An 18,352-nucleotide genomic window follows, 5' to 3' on the forward strand; every position below is an offset into this window, starting at 1 on the left:
GTCGTATGTGAGCTTGGCCCCTTCCCCGGACGGTGGATGAAGGAGCGTTACGTGCCGGAAAACGATGACCCGAGGTGGCCGTCGGACGACAAGGACACCTCATCCGCCGAGCCCAAGGGCACCAAGGGGGACGGTGAAGCCACCGTCTGGCTGCCCATGTCGGGTCTGGCGAACGGCAAGACCGAAGAGCTTTCAGTGCCGAAGGTCACACCCGAAAGTGGCTCGTGGTTCTCGCCGGTCGTCGAGGTCGAGGACGAACCCGAGATTCCGGAGACGCCCACCCCGCAGTGGTCCGCGTTCGCGCCGGTGACGCCGGTCGAGCCGGAGAAGCCCGAGGCGCCCAAGACGCTCTTCGTCCAGCCCGTCCAGCCGCGGCAGACGGACGAACCGGACTGGGACCAGTTCGACCGGGGCGCCGCCACTCCGACGCGTGAACACGAGCTCGCGAGACCCGAGCCCCGTCAAGAGCCCCAGCGCCCAGAACCCCAGCGTCAAGAGCCTCCGCGCCAGGAACGCCCGGAACCCTCGCTCCAGGAGCCGCCGCCGCAGGAGCCGTCGCGACGACCCGAGCAGAACCGGGTCGAGCCGCCGCGTCCCGCGGAGGTCCCGTCCGCGACCATGCACGCGCGCCCGGTCCGCATCGAGCCCGCCGAAGAGCGTTTCGACCCCGAAGCCACCGTCGGGATCCAGCAGCCCCAGCCGCCGTCCGAGGAACCTCCGGCCGCCGAGGCCGCGCCCGCGCCGAAGCCGAAGAAGCGCAAGCGCAAGGTCCTGCTGATCACGGGGCTGGTCGTCGTCCTGCTGCTCGCCGGGGTGGGCGGCGCCGCCGCGATGCCCAAGGTGTCGAACCGGCTCGGCCTGCCCTGGGCGCCGAACGCGCCGAAGGGCGACATCCCCCAGCCCGCCGGGGTCACCCGCGTCCTGCACGGGCCGGACATCAACGGCGTCGCGCCGACGAAAGCGGGTCTCACGGCCGCGCTGGCGGGCCCCGCCGGTGCCGCGGACCTCGGCACGCTCACCGGCACCGTGGTGGACGCGGCGACCGGCGACGTCCTCTGGGACAAGAACTCCGGCACCCCGCTGACCCCGGCGTCGACCACGAAGATCCTCGTCGTGGCGGCCGCGCTGCTGTCGCTGGACCACGGGACGCAGATCTCGACGAAGATCGTCCAGGGCGCCGATCCGGGCACGGTCATCCTCGTCGCGGGCGGCGATCCCTCGCTGACCTCGCTCCCGTTGGGCACGGACTCGCCGCTGTACCCGGGCGCCGCCCACGTCGACGATCTCGTCGCCCAGGTCAAGAAGGCGAGCGGCGGCAAGATCTCCAAGGTCCAGCTGGACGTCAGCCTGTTCAAGGGGCCGACGTCCGCGAAGGGCTGGGACCCGGAGGACACCATCGCCGGGAACACCTACATGGCCCCGGTCGTCCCCGTGATGGCCGACGGCGGCCGCAACGACCCGAAGAGCGACCACGCGCCCCGCATCGCCAATCCCGCGACCGCGCTGACCCAGAAGATCGCGGGGAAGCTCGAAGCCCAAGCGGGCGGCACGACGACGGCGCCGAAGGACGCGAAGGTGCTCGGCGAGGTCAAGTCGCAACCGCTGGCGGAGTTCGCCAACTCGCTGCTCCAGCTTTCGGACAACATGCTCGCCGACGTCCTCGCCCGCCAGATCGCGCTCGCCAAGGGCGCCGAGCCGTCGTTCACCGGCGGCGCGGCCGCGACGCTGGACGTGCTCAAGCAGGCCGGATTCGACCTGACCGGCGTCCAGATCAACGACGGCAGCGGGTTGTCCGACCAGAACAAGATCCCGGCCAAGGTGCTCAGCGAGATCCTCGCGGTCGCGGCGGCGCCGGACGGCAAGGATCCGAGGACGGCCAAACTGCGGCCGCTGCTGGCGGGCCTTCCCGTCGCGGGCGGCAGCGGGACGCTGGAGAAGCGCTACGGCGATCCGGCGTCGGCGGCCGGCCGGGGCTGGGTCCGGGGCAAGACCGGGACGCTGTCCGGGGTGAACACCCTGGCCGGCGTGGTGCTGGACACCGACGGCCGCATGCTGGTGTTCGCGCTCATGTCGTCCGGTTCGGACCAGAACAAGGGCCGGGCCGCACTCGACGTCGTCGCGGCGACCCTGCACAAATGCGGTTGTCGCTGAATCCGGTGAGCGACCGGAATCGGAGCGTGAGGAAGTCGAGGCGGAATTCGGTCTTCCAGCGGGTAGCGTCATAAGAGTGAGTGAGGAAACGCCGACCAAGACGCGTTCGATGGTCGACTGGTCCCTGGCCGCCTCGACGGGCGCGCTCCTGGTGCGCGGCGGACCGGTGGTCGACCGCGAAGTGGCCGATGAAGCCGTCGCCGATCTGCGCGAGCTGACCGGCGAGGCGGAGGGGCACGTCCGTGAGCTGACCGGGCTCGGCCTCGACCTGCCACTGCTGCCCGCCGAAGTCGTCGACAGGCCCGGCTGGGTCCGTTCGGCCGCCGCGGGGCTCGACGCGCTCACCGGCCGCGCGCTGCCGGAGGCCCAAGGCGGCCCGCTGGCGCCCGTGCTGGCCGGTGGCGCCGGTGTGCAGACCGGTCTGGTGCTCGCGTTCCTGGCGTCGCGGGTCCTCGGCCAGTACGACCCGTTCGGCGGGCCGGAACGCCGGGGCCAGCTGGTGCTCGTCGCGCCGAACGTGGTCGCCGCCCAGCGCGCGATGGACGTGCCCGGCCACGACTTCCGGCTGTGGGTCTGCCTGCACGAATGCACCCACCGGCTGCAGTTCACCGCGGTCACCTGGCTGCGCGACTACTTCGCCGACGAAGTCGAGCGCCTGATCGGCGGGCTCGCCGGCCGCGACGCGGACGGGCTGAGCGATCTGGTCGGCCGCCTGCCGGACACCATCAAGCAGATCGGCAAGGGCAAGGCGAGCGGCGCCGGTCTCGCCGAACTCCTGCAGTCGCCGGGCGAACGCGCGGTGTTCGACCGGCTGCTCGCGCTCTCCACCCTGCTGGAGGGGCACGCCGACTTCGTGATGGACGCCGTCGGGCCGCAGGTCGTGCCCAGTGTCGAGCTGATCCGGTCGCGGTTCACCGCGCGGCGCAAGGGCGGCGGCCTGATCGACCGCGTGCTGCGCGGCCTGCTCGGCGTGGACGCGAAGATGCGCCAGTACGAACAGGGCGCGAAGTTCACCAAGCACGTCGTCGACGCCGTCGGCATGGACGGCTTCAACGCGGTGTGGACGTCGCCGAACACGTTGCCGACCAGGGCCGAGATCACCGATCCGGCGGCCTGGGTGCGGCGCCTGCACGGGTGAGCGGGCCGGATCCGGCGATCGCGGCCGTGCGGGCGGCCGTGCGGGAGTTCCTCGCGTCGGCGAAGGTCACCGACGAGGTGTGCGTCGCCGTCTCCGGCGGCGCGGATTCGCTCGCGCTCGCCGAGGCGGCCGCGTTCACCGGTACCCGAGCGGGCCTGAAGGTGCGGGCGCTCGTCGTCGATCACGGGCTCCAGGACGGTTCCGCCGGGATCGCGGCGAAGGCGGCGGACACGGCCCGGAAACTGGGCGCCGACACCGCCGAGGTGCTGACGGTGAAGGTCGAGGGCCCGGGCGGACCGGAAGCGGCCGCCCGCCGGGCCCGTTACGGCGCCCTGCGCTCGGCACTTCCCGGCGGACACGGCCTCGTCCTCCTCGGCCACACCCTCGACGACCAGGCCGAAACCGTCCTGCTCGGCCTCGGCCGGGGTTCGGGACCGCGCTCGCTGGCCGGGATGCGGCCGCACGACCCGCCGTGGGGACGGCCGCTGCTCGGCGTCACCCGCGCCACCACCCGGCGGGCTTGCCGGGCGCTCGGCGTCGACCCGTGGCAGGACCCGCACAACGAGGACCCGAGGTTCACGCGTGTCCGATTACGAACGGAAGTAGTGCCCCTTCTGGAGGATGTGCTGTCCGGCGGTGTCGCGGCTTCGCTCGCCCGGACGGCGGCACAACTGCGCGAGGACACCGAGGCGTTGGACACACTCGCGGGTGAGGTCCACCTGCGCGCTTTCACCGAGGAGGGGCTCGACGTCGCGGTGCTCGCCACCGAGCCGCCCGCGCTGCGGCGGCGCGTCCTCCGCAGGTGGCTGCTGGACTCCGGGGTCCGCGAACTGACCGACGCCCATCTCCGTTCGGTCGATGCCCTGGTGGGTAATTGGCGGGGTCAGGGGGGCGTTTGGCTACCCGGCGACTTGGTGGCCACCCGGGCGCATGGCAGGCTCTCGGTCGAAGCACCCCAATCCACCACCTAGAGGGGATCGTCCTGTGTACGAAGGCGAGATCGCCTCCGTGCTCGTCACCGAGCAGCAGATCAACGACAAGATCGCCGAGCTGGCCGCGAAGGTCGCCGCGGACTATCCGGCCGACGGCCCCGGTTCGGGGCAGGGAGACCTCCTGCTCGTCGGGGTGCTCAAGGGCGCGGTGATGTTCATGACCGACTTCGCCAGGGCACTTCCTCTTCCTTCACAGCTCGAGTTCATGGCGGTCTCCTCCTACGGCTCGGCGACCTCGTCGTCCGGCGTGGTGCGGATCCTCAAGGACCTCGATCGCGACATCGCCGGCCGCGACGTGCTCATCGTCGAGGACATCGTCGACTCCGGGCTCACGCTGTCCTGGTTGCTGAAGAACCTCGCCAGCCGCAACCCGGCCTCGCTCGAGGTCGTCTCGCTCCTGCGCAAGCCGGAAGCGGTCAAGGTCGATGTACCGGTCAAGTACATCGGGTTCGACATTCCCAACGAATTCGTAGTCGGATACGGCCTCGACTACGCGGAGCGTTACCGGGACCTGCCCTACATCGGCACCCTGGATCCGCACGTTTACACGTCCTGAGAACCGCTTGCCCGCATCGGCGGAAATGCGGAACCCTGAGCACGGTGAACGCGTCATAGGCTGCGATCAAGTGCGTTAACCTATGCGAAGACCTTCGTCACGAATCGGTCGTGACCTGGCCCGGGGGAAACGGAGAGAGCTCAGATGGGGAACAGCAGCTTGGCGGACGCGAACGCGTTCAAGAACGCCGCGGCCCAGGGCCAGGTCGGGATCGACCCGGACGCGGCCCAGACCGCACTGAACAAGATCCGGACCGGCAAGGACGCCGTCGAGGCGCTGCTCCAGCGTGCCGGTGACCTCGGGCAGGCGCCGAAGCTGGGCAACAACCCGGTCGGCAACGCCATCGCCGCGAAGGTCGCGAACCGCGCCGACGGCGGCGGCGACTCGTACGCCGCCGCTCTCCAGAACCTGTACCAGCAGTACGAGGCTGCCGAGTCCGGCATCGTCACCGCGATGGCCCGCTACCACGAGATCGACCAGGCCGCGGCCGAGCCGTTCCGGAACGTCTGAGGGGGAGTCAGAAAGCCATGCCACCGAAGCACAGTGCCGACTCTTTCGGCGAGAACACCAGCAGCACCCCGGTCCAGCTCGGCGACAACTCGCAGGCCGCGGGCATCGTCTCGTCCGCTCGCGGGCGTTCGGACGGGTTCGACATCGGCGCCGACCGCGCCATCACCAACCCGCCGAACTGGGAGAGCGCCCCGACCAGCCAGGAGCTGTGGGACCAGGCCAACGTCGGCAACGACCCCAGCACCGCGACGTCGATCAGCCAGTCGTGGACCTCGCACGGCTCCAAGCTGAGCCAGGCGTCGAACGACCTCTACAACGCGATCTCCGAACTGGGCGCAGCCTGGATCGGACAGGGTGCGGCGAGCGCGCAGGGTTCGCTGGTCGCCATCGCGAACTCCGGCTCGCAGGCCTCCGAGGCCGCGCACACGATGTCGGACAGGCTGCAGAAGCAGGCCGACGCGGCCACCAAGGTCAAGCTCATGCCGAAGCCGACCAGCTACACCCCCGAGGGTGCGCTGGGCGCGGCTCTCGCGGCGGGCCCGGTCGGCATGATCACCGACCAGAAGCCCCTCGCCGACCAGGACAAGGAAGTGCGGGCGGAGCAGGCCAGGTTCCTCGAGGCCTACACCAAGGAGATGAGCGAGGTCGACAGCTCGACCCCGAGCTTCGGCCCCGAATCCCTCGGCATGAAGCCGACCGCCTCGCACAACAGCGCTTCGTTCAGCGGTGTCGGCAACGTCGGCGGCGGTGGCCTCAACTCGGGCGCCGTCTCCGGCACCCCCGTCCTCGCCGGCACGCACGGCTACGGCGGCGTGCAGGGCGGTTCGCCCGCGGCGGCCGTCCACGGCGGTCCGGACTCGGGTGTGTTCTCGCAGGCCGGCTACAACGCCGCCACCGGGAACCTTCCGGCTTCGGGTGTCGCTCCCGGCCCTGGCGCCGGTATGGCGTCCGGCGCCGGTGCGCCGATGGCCCCGCACGCCCCGGCGAACGGTGGCAACGGCCTCGGACAGGCGCTCACGGCGGCCGCGCTCGGTGGCGGCCTCGGTTACGCAGGTGCCAAGGCGCTCGGACAGGGCAACAAGTCCGGCGCGAAGGACACCGACAGCACCGACGCCGCGGCCACCGACAACGCGCCCGCGCAGAGCGCCGCGTCCCAGGCCGTGCCGCAGCAGGGCATCGTGTCCTCCAGCGGCACCATCGGTGGCGGTGCCACCCCGCCGATGCAGGGCATGGGCGGCGGCATGGGCATGGGCGCCCACGGTGCGCAGGCCGAGCAGGAAGAGGAGCACACGCACGCGTCGTTCCTCATCGAGCCGGACCCGGACGACGCCTTCGGCGCCAACGAGGCGACCCCGCCGCCGGTCATCGGTGCCTGGACCGAAGACGACGATCGCTAAAGCGGTTCTCACCGGGCGCGCGGCCGAACCGGCCGCGCGCCCGCTGACTTGTTTGGGGGCTGATGATGGCGAACGGTGAGCTGCTCACCACGGTCGAGCTGGACTTCCTGTGGGAGACCGCGAACGCCGGAGAGCTGCCGTACCCGCTACGGCTTCGTTCGCACGGGGCGACCGTGGACGAGCGGGCAGCCCTGCGGGCGCAGACGTTCCAGTCACTGAGCCAGCGCCGTCTCGCCGACGACCGGGGGCGTCCCGAACCCCACATCGAGGACTTCTTCGGTGTCCTCGCGAGGCCGGATCTGAGCCTGGACTGCGTCCAGCTCAACAATCCCAACACCGAACCGCTGCTCGCGGTCGCGTCGCTGCTCGGCGGGCAAGGCCTCCTGACGGTGCAGGACCCGCGCGGTTTCCACTTCCACCCCATCGCCCCGGACGGCCTCGCGAGCGCGATCGTCTCCCTCCTGCCGCCGGGATCGCGCGGCACGGAGAAGTCGATCACCCTCCCGCTGGACGGGCTCGTCGGCGCTTCGGGGGCGGACTTCCTCCAGCGCCGCCAGCCGCAGGTCGACGGTACGGCGACGTCCGACGAGGACCGCAAGGCACTCTCGCGACTCCAGGCGCAGCCGCGGCTGCGCGGGGGCCAGTTCGGCGCCAACGCGCGCAGCAAGCACGGCACGCGGAGCCGGTCTTCGGTGCTGAGCTGGTTCGACACGCAGTCGGGCCGCTACTTCACCCAGGCCACCCGCGGTTCCGACGGCCGCGACTGGATCACCATCGCACCCGCGGATCCGGCGACGCTGCGGCACCGGCTCACGGAAATGCTGGGGAAGATCGCGGCCGAGGCATCTGTCGCGCGCTGACGGAAACTCGCCGAAGGGGCGCCGAACCGCTGCCAACTCAGGTTGAGAGCGAAGGCGCCCCTTCATCGAGTTTCCGTGGGCCTTCGGCCCAAGAGAGGGCGCGCGACGGTGAAGTCTCCGCCGGGCGCGGGGCGCCCTTGGGGAGACTCGTCTCGGTCGCCTTGCAGTCTCGCGAGCGCCACTTGGCCGATCCGGCCGACGACTGTCGTACCCCTTCGCTATCGTGAACCCCCTGGGCGTCCCGAGGCCCAGGAGCCAAGGTGCCGGGAGGGCACGGAGCAATGCATCAGGAACACTTCACGCCGCTGGCGTTCGACTTCCTCTGGGAGTCCGCCGAACTCGGCGACCTGCCTTATCCGCTGCGCGTGCGTTCGCACGGCGCGACCGAGGCCGAGCGCCGGGCGCTGCGCAGCCGTGCCGAAGTCGAGCTCCAGGCCCGCGGCCTCCGCGACAACAGGGGAAGGCTCGAGTCGAAGATCGAGGACTGGCTGTACCTCCTCGCCCGCGGCTCGCTGACCATCGACGCGCTGCACATCCCCGAATTCCAGGCTCCGACGATCGCCGTCCTCGGCGCCACCGACGGCCGCGACGGGGTGCTCGCGATCCAGGACCAGTCCGGGATCTGGCTGCGCGAGGCGCCCGCGGACGGGCTTCCGACAGCGGTCGTCGACGTGCTGCCGCCGGGGCAGCGCGGCTCCGAGGCGTCCGTCACGCTGCCGATCGACGACGCCCGCCGCACCCAGCCGATCCGTGCCGCCGTCAACCCGACGAAGCAGGCCGAAGAGACCGAAGCCGCCAAGAACCGTCGTAAGGACAAGTCCCGCGTCTCACTCAGTGAACGCGTCACCGCGGACCCGCGCGAGGCGTTCGGCAAGCTCACCGGCCAGCCCCGGCTGCGCGGCGGTCAGCTCGCAGCGAACAGCCGGTCCCAGGTCGGCGCCAAACAGCGCTCCCGCGTCCTCGGCTGGTTCGACACCGTCAGCGGGCGCTACCTCAGCACGTCACAGGCCGGACCGGACGGCCGCGAATGGGTCACCGTCTCGCCCGCCGACGTCAAGACACTCCGCACGCGACTCGGTGAAATGGCCGCCGGTGTGGCGGTCGACACACGCTAGGGTGACTGGCGCGTTCACGCTCCGGGAACCCTCACGAGGCGTCCGCCGTTTACGTCCGAGAGGCTCACCACCCTCGTCCGTCCAGGCGGGCGGTATCCTGAGGGGCGGGTGTCGGAGCACCATGGGTCGTCAAGATCGTGATGGCGGGTATCACAGGAGCCGCCCAACCAGGAAGGGTCGAGGCCACCAGGGCCGAGTCGTATGAACCGGAAGAGCGTGCTCAAGAACCCAGTGCTCTGGATTCTCGCGGCGGTACTGGCGTTTCTCGCCTACAACACGATCTTCGACAGTGATCGTGGCTACACCCAGGTGCCGATCTCGATCGCGAATCAGCAGATCACCGCGAACAACGTCAAGGAAGCCTCGCAAGAGGACAAGGAGCAGCAGATCAAGCTGCTGCTGACCAAGAAGATCGAGGTCGAAGGCCAGCAGGTCGACCAGATCATCGCGCAGTACCCGGCGAACGTCGCGGGCAACATCTACGGCCAGCTCATCGGCCTCAAGAACGGCGACAACCCGGTCAAGTTCACCACCAAGGTCACCCAGCAGAACGTCCTCACCCAGATCCTGATCTTCGCCATTCCGCTGGCGCTGGTGCTGGGCCTGCTGATGTGGATGATGAACAACGCGCAGGGCGGCGGGAACCGCGTCCTCAACTTCGGCAAGTCGAAGGCCAAACAGCTCAACAAGGACATGCCCAAGACGACCTTCGGCGACGTCGCGGGCGCAGACGAGGCCGTCGAAGAGCTGTACGAGATCAAGGACTTCCTGCAGAACCCGGCGCGCTACCAGGCACTCGGCGCGAAGATCCCCAAGGGCGTGCTGCTCTACGGGCCGCCCGGCACCGGTAAGACGCTGCTCGCGCGAGCCGTCGCCGGCGAGGCGGGCGTGCCGTTCTACACGATCTCCGGTTCCGACTTCGTCGAGATGTTCGTCGGTGTCGGCGCCTCGCGGGTCCGCGACCTGTTCGAGCAGGCCAAGCAGAACGCGCCCTGCATCATCTTCGTCGACGAGATCGACGCGGTCGGCCGCCAGCGCGGCGCCGGCCTCGGCGGCGGCCACGACGAACGCGAGCAGACGCTGAACCAGCTCCTCGTCGAGATGGACGGCTTCGACGCGCGCGGCGGCATCATCCTGATCGCCGCGACCAACCGTCCCGACATCCTCGACCCGGCGCTCCTGCGCCCCGGCCGGTTCGACCGCCAGATCCCGGTGTCCGCACCGGACATGCGCGGCCGCAAGGCGATCCTCGAGGTGCACGCCAAGGGCAAGCCGATCGCGCAGGGCACCGACCTGAGCAGCCTCGCCAAGCGGACCGTCGGCATGTCCGGCGCCGACCTGGCGAACGTGCTCAACGAGGCCGCGCTGCTCACCGCCCGCCAGAACGGGCACGTGATCACCGACGAGGCACTGGAGGAGTCGGTCGACCGCGTCGTCGGCGGCCCCGCCCGCAAGAGCCGGATCATCTCCGAGAAGGAGAAGAAGATCACGGCCTACCACGAGGGCGGGCACGCGCTCGCCGCGTGGGCGATGCCGGACATCGAGCCGGTCTACAAGCTGACGATCCTGCCGCGCGGGCGCACCGGCGGTCACGCCCTGCTCGTCCCGGAGGATGACAAGGAGTTGATGACCCGTTCGGAGATGATCGGGCGCCTGGTCTTCGCGATGGGCGGCCGGACGGCGGAGGAGCTCGTCTTCCACGAGCCCACCACCGGTGCCTCCTCCGACATCGAGCAGGCGACCAAGATCGCCCGCGCGATGGTCACCGAATACGGCATGAGCGCCCGTCTCGGCGCCGTCAAGTACGGCCAGGAGCAGGGTGACCCGTTCCTCGGCCGCTCGGCGGGCCGCCAGGCGGACTACTCGCTCGAGGTCGCGCACGAGATCGACGAGGAGGTGCGCAAGCTCATCGAGACCGCGCACACCGAGGCGTGGCACGTGCTGAGCACCTACCGCGACGTGCTGGACGAGCTGGTCATCGAGCTCCTCGAGAAGGAGACGCTGACCCGCAAGGATCTCGAGCGGATCTTCGCGACCGTCGAGAAGCGCCCGCACATCACCATCTTCAACGAGTTCGGCGAGCGGAAGCCGTCGGACAAGCCGCCGATCAAGACCCCCGGCGAGCTGGCGATGGAGCGCGGCGAGCCGTGGCCCCCGCCGGAGGAGAAGAAGGAACAGGCGGTGCTGCAGCCGGCGCCGACCCCGGTCGGCACCGCGCAGGGTGGCGGCGACCTTCCCGGTGGCCCGCCGTACGCGGCCCCGGTCCCGCCGCCGGACCCGAACGCCAACCCCTACGCTCCGCCGCAGCCGGGCGCCTACCCCAACGGTGGCCGCCCGAACGGTGGGCCGAACGGCACCGGCCACTGGCCCCAGGCATATGGTGGGCAGCAGCCGGGCGGTCCGGCAGGCGGTTATCAGGGTGGGCCCGTTGGCGGTCCGCCGAACTACGGGGCTCCTCCCGGATGGACCCCGGCGACTCAGCCGGGCGGACAGCCGAACCAGCCCTGGCGTCCCGCCGAAGACCGTCCGCGCGACACCTGGTTCGGCGGCGAGCCGGGCCAGCCTGGCGGTCAGCAGGACGAAGGACAGCAACGGCGTGACGACGGACAGGACGACACCAAGCGTTAACGGCGAAAGCCCGGTCTTCGACCAAGAACGGGCCGAGAAAGCCGTACGCGAACTCCTGCTCGCCTGTGGTGAGGACCCGGACCGGGACGGTCTCTTGGAGACCCCGGCCCGGGTCGCTCGCGCTTACCGGGAAATGTTCGCCGGGCTCTACACCGAGCCGGACCACGTGCTGGACCGCACGTTCGACGAGGCGCACGAAGAACTCGTCCTGGTGACGGACATCCCGATGTTTTCGACCTGCGTGCCCAGCAAGCAGACGGTGAACGCTGTCGGTGGCCGTAAGCAGGCTGCCGAGGTCGAAGTCGGCGACAAGCTGTGGACTCTCGCAGGCGGCCAGGTCGAAGAGACCACGGTGACCGAGATCAGTTCGCACCAGACTCGCGAGCTGGTGGAGGTCAAGACCTCGGGCGGAAGCTTCAAGGTGACACCCGACCATCCTTTGGCGACGCCGAAGGGATGGATGGAAGCCAAGGACGTCGAAGGCTCGTTCATCGAGTGGACTCACGCGCGCAAGCTCAGCCGGGATCGGTGGAAGCCGGTGTTCGGGTACGACTTCGGCTATGTGATCGGCACCGTCTGTTCGGATGGGACTGTCGCTGAGCGGTATGTCTCGCTGGTGGTGAACGACCGCGACTTCGCGAAGAAGTACGCCGAGTCGCTCTACCGTGCCTTCGGAATCGAGGCGAAGCTCGAACCGGTCACACGGCCATCGGGCTACCTAGGTCGTGATGTGCCGGGATTCCGGGTGCGCGTCGTCTCGTCGTTCCTGGCGGACCTGATGCGCCAGTATGTCGGCGGCGACGCTCACCACCAGCGCCAGCGCTTCCCGATGGTCGTGCTCAACGACTTGAGCACGTTCAACGGATTTCTCGACGGGTACGTGGACGGGGACGGTTTCCGGCACAAGAAGATCGCCGGCCGTACCGTCGTCAGCGCGAATATCCCTTTCTTGGAAGATCTGGCCACGGTCATCGGGGCTCGTTTCACCCCCCGGAGCGGCGGGATCGCATCCCACCTCTATATCGCCGACAGCTGGTTCCGGCGACATGGCTTCCCTCAAGACGACTACACAACCGACCTGATCGAGTCGGAGTACGTCGAGGTCGAGTCCGTCCGGCCGGTGAAGGCGACAGGAACCAAGCCCTACACGGTGTACAGCTTCAAATGCGAGCCGCACCCGACCTTCCTGATCGCCGGGCACCTGACGCACAACTGTGAACACCATCTGGTCCCCTTCCATGGTGTCGCCCACGTCGGCTACATCCCGAACGGCCACGGCAAGGTCACCGGTCTGTCCAAACTGGCCAGGCTCGTCGACCTCTACGCCAAGCGCCCGCAGGTCCAGGAGCGTCTCACCTCGCAGGTGGCCGACGCGCTCATGCGCAAACTCGCCCCCCGCGGCGCGATCGTCGTGGTCGAGGCCGAGCATCTCTGCATGGCCATGCGCGGGATCCGCAAGCCCGGCGCCCGGACGACGACGTCGGCCGTGCGCGGTCTGCTGAAGTCTTCGGCGTCCTCGCGGGCGGAGGCGCTGGACCTCATCAAGGGCCGTCGATGACCGCCCTGCCCCGGCCCGGCCGCTGCGCGGTGATGGGCATCCTCAACGTCACCCCCGATTCCTTCTCCGACGGCGGCCGCTACCTCGGGGTCGAGCAGGCGCTGGAGCATGCGCACGAGATGTGGGCGCGCGGCGCGGACCTGATCGACGTCGGCGGCGAGTCGACCCGGCCCGGGGCGTCCCGAGTGGACGCCGAAACCGAGATTTCCCGGATCATGCCGGTGATCCGCACCCTCGCGGCCGACGGTGTCGCGATGTCCGTGGACACCACGCGGGCCGAGGTGGCCCTCGCCGCCGTCGACGCGGGCGCGTCGGTCATCAACGACGTCTCCGGTGGGCTGGCCGATCCGAACATGGCGAAGGTCGCCGCGGAGACCGGGGTCCCGTGGGTGCTCATGCACTGGCGCGGGCACAGCAAGGACATGAACGCGCTGGCGTCCTATGCGGACGTCGTCGCGGACGTGCGCGCCGAACTGCTGTCCCGAGTGGACGAAGCGGTCGCCGCGGGGGTCGACCAGAGTGCGATCGTGCTCGACCCGGGGCTCGGTTTCGCGAAGGACGCCGAACACGACTGGGCGCTGCTGAACGGTCTGGATTCCTTCCTGTCACTGGGTTTCCCGGTGCTCGTCGGCGCCTCGCGCAAACGGTTCCTCGGGCGCCTTTTGTCCGGAAAGGACGGAAAGCCCGCTCCGCCGGACGGCCGGGAGAACGCGACCGCGGCCGTGTCCGCGCTCGCCGCGGCGTCGGGCGCTTGGGGTGTGCGGGTGCACGAGGTCGGCGCGAGTATCGACGCCGTGACCGTCGCGGCGGCTTGGCGGAAGGGGAGTCCCGTTGTCTGACCGGATCACGTTGACCGGCTTGAGGGTCTTCGGCAGGCACGGGGTCTTCGACCACGAGAAGCGCGACGGGCAGGAGTTCGTCGTCGACATCGTGGTGTGGCTGGACCTCGGACCGGCCGCCGCGTCCGACGACCTGACCAAGACGCTGCACTACGGCGAACTGGCCGAACTCGCCGCCGGGATCGTGGCGGGCGAGCCGTACGACCTCATCGAGAGTGTCGCCGGGAAGATCGCCGACGAGGTCCTGCGCGACGAGCGGCCGACCGCCGTCGAGGTGACCGTGCACAAGCCGTCCGCGCCGATCCCGCTGAACTTCGACGACGTCGCCGTGAGTGTGCGGCGGGAGCGATGAGCCGCGCGCTACTTTCGCTCGGTTCGAATCTGGGGGACCGGCTCGCGTTCCTTCAGTCGGCCGTGGACGCGGTGCGGCCCGCGGTGGTCGCGGTTTCGTCGGTGTACGAGACGAAGGCGTGGGGTGTCGAGGACCAGCCGGACTTCCTCAACGCCCTCGTCCTGGTCGACGACCCGGCTCGCGACCACTGGGACTGGCTGCGTGCCGGGCAGGCGGCCGAGCGGGAGGCCGAGCGCGTGCGCGAGGTCCGCTGGGGGCCGCGCACGCTGGACGTCGACATCGTGACCGTGGACGGGGTGCGCTCCGACGACCCCCAGTTGCTGCTTCCTCATCCCGGCACGCCGGAGCGCGCGAGCGTGCTGATCCCCTGGCTGGAGATCGAGCCCGACGCGGTACTCCCCGGCCACGGTCCCGTCGCCGCCCTCCTCGCCGCCCGCCCCGCTTCCGACGTCGACTCGGTGCGCCGGACCCCGCTCACGCTCACCCTCGCCTGACCCCCGCGTTTCGTCCTCTAGTTGCGGTAGTGCGTGGTGCGAACCACCGCAACTAGAGGACGAAACGCGGGAGAGGGCAGGGCGATAGCAAAGGTCCCTTGCTATCCCAGGGCGGAGCGCATGGCGGCGATGATCCACTCGGCCTGAGGCATCTGCGAGGGGAACGACGGCCAGCCGTTCATCCTCCCCAGCAGCACCCAGTAGTGCTCGGCGCGCGGATCGGAGCTGACCGCCATCCCGTCGGTCAGCCGTTTCCGCCAAGCCGGGTCGGCCGCGTCCCGCCCGTTCCGCGAAGACTCCGCGAAGATCGTCTCCGCCAGTTCCCGGCCCTCGGCCGAGTCCGGCGCGAGGCCGGCTTCGAGCGCTTCGGACGCCTTCGCGCTCCAGGCCATCCACAGTTCTTGCTGCTGTGAGCCGAAGTCCGCCCCGTCCTGCTTCCGGAGCTTTGAGTGCCACTCGCTCATCCGGCGGATGGACGCGCGGAACTCGTCGTCCTGCACGAGTTCGGCGAACTCGATCCACGCCTCCAGCTGCTCGGGCGTCGGGTCGTCGGGCAGTTCCGGTTTCGCCGAGCGCATCCGCTCGTAGAACTGCGGATCCAGCTCCAGCCCCTCGACCATGTCCTGCCAGAACTCGTCGAGCAAGCGTTTGCGGTCTTCGTCCGACATCGACGCGAGTTTGTTCATCAGTTCGACCTCCTCCAGTGGTGAGTCCCGTTTGGCCACCGCTCGCAGGACCGCGCGGCGCAGCTCCAGCCGCCGGATCTGCTCGTCCAGGGCGGCGACGTGCTGGACCGCGAGGTCCCCGATGGTCGCTTCCCTGGTCAGCGCCCGCTCCACGTCCGCGAGACCCAGCCCGAGTTCCCGCAGCGTCCGGACCAGCTCCAGGCGCGCCATCGCGGTGGCGTCGTAGAGGCGGTAGCCGGAATCGGTGCGGTCGGTCGGCGGAAGGAGCCCTTCGTCGGAGTAGAAGCGGATGGTCTTCACCGGCAGGCCGGTCCGTTTGGCCAGCTCCCCGATGGTGAAAACCGCTGCGGTGCCCATGTGCTTCATCGTCGACTCTCCAGTTGGTGGAGAGTCAAGCCTCCCAGGTAGCGTTGGACCATGCACTTCACCCGGCCACGTGAGCTGGCAGTGGCCGGCCTCCTGGGTTTGGTCCTGGCCTATCTGCTCTTCCAGGTCGCCTACGGATCCTTCCCCGCGCTCCCGCTCTTCGCCGGGATCACGCTGCTCGTCCTCGCGCTCTGCGAGACCGTGCTCGCCTTCATCGTCCGTTCGCGGATCAAAGAAGGCCGGGTGCTGTCCGCGATCTCCGTCGCCCGATCGGTGGCTCTCGCCAAGGCGTCGTCACTCGCCGGATCCGTCATGACGGGGGTCTGGCTGGCGGCTTTCGCGTATCTTTTTCCGCGACGTGACGAACTCCTCGCGGCGAGCGGCGACCTCCGTTCGGCGACGGTCGGGATCGTCAGCTCGGTGGCGCTGGTAGCTGCGGCTTTGTGGCTCGAACACTGCTGCCGGACCCCCGAAGGCAGCGATCGGGAGCGCGATCCCGAGCCGACCGGTTAACGCTCGAGAGCCACCGCTCGAAGTACCGACTAGGTCTCGTTCGGATTACTAGAAGGTACGGTGTTGGGCATGACCGGGGTGGGTGACGACTCGCGCGGCCGCCTTGCGGGTAGGCCGTGGCTTGTCGTCGGCTTGGTTCTCGCCGTCGGCGCGACTCTCGCATTGGTGCTTTCCGACGACCTCCGCTACTTGCGGCTGGGAATCGTCGCGGCGCTGTGGGCCGCCTTGATCGGCGCGTTCCTGGCGGTCCGCTCGCGTAAGCACGTGTCACAGAGCGAAGAAGCCGTCGCCGAGGCGCAGGCCGTCTACGAGCTGGAGCTGGAACGCGAGATCGCCGCCCGCCGCGAGTTCGAGCTGGAGATGGAAGCGGAGACCCGGCAAGCCGCCGACAGCCGTTCCCAAGAGGAGCTCGAAGCGCTCAGGGCCGAGGTCACCGCCCTGCGTGAGAGCCTCCAGTCGCTCTTCGGCGGTGGCGAGGTCCTCCTCGAACGTGTCGCGCTCACCGCGCAGGCCACCCGGATGCGGTCCCTCGACAACAAGCAGCTGATGAGCGCGGGGTCCGAGAACGGCAACGGCAAACCCCAGCTCATGGCGGCCAAGAGCACCACGATCGACGTCGGCGAGCGTGAACACGGGCGGGAACGCCCGACAGAGATGATCGACCGCGTCCTCGAACCGGCGTCGGTGCGGGCCGGTGCGCCGCCCGCCGCCCGGCGAAAACCGGCGAACGGCCAGGTCAACGGTACCAACGGTGCCAACGGCTACGGCCAGAGCAATCAGGTCCCGCGGCCGAAACCGGTCGACGAGTCGACTCGCCGCAGCATGCGCAAGGCGGACGCCCGCGCGTCGAAGGCGGCCGAGGCGCTCGCCGCCGAAGCCGCCCGCCGCGAGCGGCTCGAAATGTCCAACCCCGGGATGTCGCCCGCCGAGGTCTCCCGGCCGATGCCGAGGGTCGACCCCAAGCGCAAGACCCCGCCGCCGGTGACCCCGGCCGAGGTGTCCCGCCCGTCCATGCCGGGGATCTCGCGTGCCGAGGTCTCGCAGCCGTCGATGCCCGCCGTCGCCCGGCAGCCCCAGCGCCCGGAGCCGCCGCGTCAGGAACCGCAGCGCCCGGAGCCCCAGCGCAACGAACCGCCCCGCCGTCCGCAGCAGCCTTCGCTGCAGCAGCGCCTCGACGCCGGCACCGTGCAGCGCCCGCCCGCGCCGCGGCCGGAGGAGCAGACCCGCAAGCAGACGCCGCCGGTGAAGCCCGCCGCGCAGGCGAAGCCGGTCAAGAAGGTCGAGCCGGACCGTCCCCGGCCGAACCGCGAGCTCGGCCTGACCCGGCCCGGGATGAAGCCGGTCGAACGGCCTCGTCCGGCCGGTGGCACGCCGCCGCCCGCGAACAAGCCCGCCGCCACGCCGGAGCCGATGGAGGCCACCGGCGAGTGGAAGCCGTCGTGGACGCAGGAGCGCCCGGTCTCCGACCTGAGCGCCGCGTTCCCCCGGAAGGACGACTTCCAGGACCGGCTGCGCCCCGCGCCGCCGTCGAAGCCCCAGCAGTCGGCCTCCCTGCCGCGGCCCCAGTCCAGCCCTCAGCCTCGTCGTGATCCGGAGCCCCCGACCCCGCTGTCGATCCCGGTCGTGTCCGAGCCTCCCCGCCGTGCCGAGCCCGTCCGGCCGCCGGAGCCCGAACCGGTGCGCCGTCCGGCCGCCGAGGCGCCGTCGCGGCACAGCCCGCCCGTCGAGGAGCCGCCCGCGGTGAACCCGACGCTGCCCGAAGAGGTCCGCATGACGCAGAACGGGAGCGGCGGACGCCGTCGCCGGGCGGCCGAGGACTCCTCGGTGTCGCTCACCCCGGCCCCCAACGTCCCGGAGCCCACCGGTGGCGGCCGTCGCCGCCGTCCGGACGGCGAGCCCCCGGCCTGGCAGAGCCAAGAGTCGTCAGGCGGCCGTCACGGCGGCAGGCGGGCGAAGCCGGAGGAAGAGGAACCGTCTCGCAACGGGTCGTCGCACAGCCGTCCGGAGACCCCCGCCGCCGGCTCCCACGCATCCGGCCGATCGGTGATGGACCTGCTCGCGGCCAACGGCGCGAACGAGTCCACTCCGCGGCGCAGGCGGCGTGCGGAGGATTGAGTCGCGTCCGACCAGGTGAACCCGCGACCGCGATCGACGTCGGCAGGGCGCTGGTGGGTTGATTCGGTCGCGTTCTCGAGGC

15 protein-coding genes and 2 pseudogenes are annotated in these 18,352 nt (G+C 70.2%); 16 read left to right on the plus strand and 1 reads right to left on the minus strand.

The genetic code is table 11. The features are described 5' to 3' along the window. Positions 1-36: 36 nt before the first annotated feature. The 14 genes and pseudogenes from dacB to folK all read left to right on the plus strand — a co-directional run bounded on the left by dacB (position 37) and on the right by folK (position 14,590). The gene (gene dacB / locus ACLJPX_RS37445; RefSeq protein WP_410605027.1) at positions 37-2,151 is read left to right on the plus strand and encodes a D-alanyl-D-alanine carboxypeptidase/D-alanyl-D-alanine-endopeptidase; all 2,115 of its coding nucleotides are present in this window, start codon (positions 37-39) and stop codon (positions 2,149-2,151) included. 109 nt (positions 2,152-2,260) lie between these two features. Then, positions 2,261-3,289 carry a zinc-dependent metalloprotease gene (locus tag ACLJPX_RS37450; protein WP_410605081.1) on the plus strand — a complete coding sequence of 343 codons (1,029 nt, stop codon included), beginning with the start codon at positions 2,261-2,263 and terminating at the stop codon, positions 3,287-3,289. Further along, positions 3,286-4,260 (plus strand): tRNA lysidine(34) synthetase TilS, encoded by a 975-nt coding sequence (gene tilS / locus ACLJPX_RS37455; RefSeq protein ID WP_410605028.1) that lies wholly within the window; start codon positions 3,286-3,288, stop codon positions 4,258-4,260. The genes ACLJPX_RS37450 and tilS overlap by 4 nt, the downstream gene beginning before the upstream one ends. A gap of 13 nt (positions 4,261-4,273) precedes the next feature. Next, on the plus strand, positions 4,274-4,837 hold the full coding sequence (gene hpt / locus ACLJPX_RS37460) for a hypoxanthine phosphoribosyltransferase (protein WP_093933323.1): 564 nt from the start codon (positions 4,274-4,276) through the stop codon (positions 4,835-4,837). A gap of 144 nt (positions 4,838-4,981) precedes the next feature. Then, positions 4,982-5,347 carry a hypothetical protein gene (locus ACLJPX_RS37465; RefSeq protein ID WP_101611078.1) on the plus strand — a complete coding sequence of 122 codons (366 nt, stop codon included), beginning with the start codon at positions 4,982-4,984 and terminating at the stop codon, positions 5,345-5,347. 17 nt (positions 5,348-5,364) lie between these two features. Further along, positions 5,365-6,744, plus strand: coding sequence for a WXG100 family type VII secretion target (locus ACLJPX_RS37470; RefSeq protein ID WP_410605029.1), 1,380 nt, complete (start codon positions 5,365-5,367; stop codon positions 6,742-6,744). A 65-nt stretch (positions 6,745-6,809) separates the two neighbouring features. Next, entirely contained in the window at positions 6,810-7,604 is a 795-nt protein-coding gene (locus ACLJPX_RS37475) for an ESX secretion-associated protein EspG (protein WP_410605030.1), read from the plus strand. 281 nt (positions 7,605-7,885) lie between these two features. Beyond that, the gene (locus ACLJPX_RS37480; protein WP_101611076.1) at positions 7,886-8,719 is read left to right on the plus strand and encodes an ESX secretion-associated protein EspG; all 834 of its coding nucleotides are present in this window, start codon (positions 7,886-7,888) and stop codon (positions 8,717-8,719) included. A 201-nt stretch (positions 8,720-8,920) separates the two neighbouring features. Beyond that, positions 8,921-11,347, plus strand: a complete 2,427-nt coding sequence (gene ftsH, locus ACLJPX_RS37485; protein WP_410605031.1) for an ATP-dependent zinc metalloprotease FtsH — start codon at positions 8,921-8,923, stop codon at positions 11,345-11,347. Further along, a pseudogene (locus ACLJPX_RS37490) lies at positions 11,316-11,588 on the plus strand (GTP cyclohydrolase I); the annotation flags it as partial. The gene ftsH and the pseudogene ACLJPX_RS37490, both read left to right, overlap by 32 nt. A 972-nt stretch (positions 11,589-12,560) precedes the next feature. Further along, a pseudogene (gene folE, locus ACLJPX_RS37495) lies at positions 12,561-12,905 on the plus strand (GTP cyclohydrolase I); the annotation flags it as partial. Further along, positions 12,902-13,744: a dihydropteroate synthase gene (gene folP / locus ACLJPX_RS37500; protein WP_410605032.1), complete on the plus strand. Its 843-nt coding sequence runs from the start codon at positions 12,902-12,904 to the stop codon at positions 13,742-13,744. The pseudogene folE and the gene folP, both read left to right, overlap by 4 nt. Next, a complete protein-coding gene (gene folB, locus ACLJPX_RS37505; RefSeq protein WP_410605033.1) occupies positions 13,737-14,096 on the plus strand; it encodes a dihydroneopterin aldolase in 360 nt (119 codons plus the stop codon). Before folP ends, folB begins: the two co-directional genes overlap by 8 nt. Continuing rightward, on the plus strand, positions 14,093-14,590 hold the full coding sequence (gene folK / locus ACLJPX_RS37510) for a 2-amino-4-hydroxy-6-hydroxymethyldihydropteridine diphosphokinase (protein ID WP_410605034.1): 498 nt from the start codon (positions 14,093-14,095) through the stop codon (positions 14,588-14,590). The genes folB and folK overlap by 4 nt, the downstream gene beginning before the upstream one ends. Before the next feature lie 101 nt (positions 14,591-14,691). Here the strand turns inward: folK and ACLJPX_RS37515 are convergent, their stop codons facing one another. Next, positions 14,692-15,633 carry a MerR family transcriptional regulator gene (locus ACLJPX_RS37515; RefSeq protein WP_410605035.1) on the minus strand — a complete coding sequence of 314 codons (942 nt, stop codon included), beginning with the start codon at positions 15,631-15,633 and terminating at the stop codon, positions 14,692-14,694. A gap of 60 nt (positions 15,634-15,693) precedes the next feature. Here ACLJPX_RS37515 and ACLJPX_RS37520 point away from each other — a divergent pair, with 60 nt between their 5' ends. Beyond that, entirely contained in the window at positions 15,694-16,155 is a 462-nt protein-coding gene (locus ACLJPX_RS37520; RefSeq protein ID WP_101611072.1) for a DUF3180 domain-containing protein, read from the plus strand. Positions 16,156-16,224: 69 nt separating this feature from the next. Continuing rightward, a complete protein-coding gene (locus ACLJPX_RS37525) occupies positions 16,225-18,270 on the plus strand; it encodes a DUF6779 domain-containing protein (protein WP_410605036.1) in 2,046 nt (681 codons plus the stop codon). Positions 18,271-18,352: the final 82 nt, after the last annotated feature.

Source organism: Amycolatopsis sp. lyj-90, assembly GCF_046549035.1.
Lineage (GTDB): Bacteria > Actinomycetota > Actinomycetes > Mycobacteriales > Pseudonocardiaceae > Amycolatopsis.

Excerpts from the sequence above, each read along its gene's own strand:
- dacB (WP_410605027.1), top strand. The coding sequence starts at position 37 with ATGAAGGAGCGTTACGTGCCGGAAAACGATGACCCGAGGTGGCCGTCG.
- ACLJPX_RS37450 (WP_410605081.1), top strand. The coding sequence starts at position 2,261 with ATGGTCGACTGGTCCCTGGCCGCCTCGACGGGCGCGCTCCTGGTGCGC.
- ACLJPX_RS37465 (WP_101611078.1), top strand. The coding sequence starts at position 4,982 with ATGGGGAACAGCAGCTTGGCGGACGCGAACGCGTTCAAGAACGCCGCG.
- ACLJPX_RS37470 (WP_410605029.1), top strand. The coding sequence starts at position 5,365 with ATGCCACCGAAGCACAGTGCCGACTCTTTCGGCGAGAACACCAGCAGC.
- ACLJPX_RS37475 (WP_410605030.1), top strand. The coding sequence starts at position 6,810 with ATGGCGAACGGTGAGCTGCTCACCACGGTCGAGCTGGACTTCCTGTGG.
- ACLJPX_RS37480 (WP_101611076.1), top strand. The coding sequence starts at position 7,886 with ATGCATCAGGAACACTTCACGCCGCTGGCGTTCGACTTCCTCTGGGAG.
- ftsH (WP_410605031.1), top strand. The coding sequence starts at position 8,921 with ATGAACCGGAAGAGCGTGCTCAAGAACCCAGTGCTCTGGATTCTCGCG.
- folP (WP_410605032.1), top strand. The coding sequence starts at position 12,902 with ATGACCGCCCTGCCCCGGCCCGGCCGCTGCGCGGTGATGGGCATCCTC.
- folK (WP_410605034.1), top strand. The coding sequence starts at position 14,093 with ATGAGCCGCGCGCTACTTTCGCTCGGTTCGAATCTGGGGGACCGGCTC.
- ACLJPX_RS37515 (WP_410605035.1), bottom strand. The coding sequence starts at position 15,633 with ATGGGCACCGCAGCGGTTTTCACCATCGGGGAGCTGGCCAAACGGACC.
- ACLJPX_RS37520 (WP_101611072.1), top strand. The coding sequence starts at position 15,694 with ATGCACTTCACCCGGCCACGTGAGCTGGCAGTGGCCGGCCTCCTGGGT.
- ACLJPX_RS37525 (WP_410605036.1), top strand. The coding sequence starts at position 16,225 with ATGACCGGGGTGGGTGACGACTCGCGCGGCCGCCTTGCGGGTAGGCCG.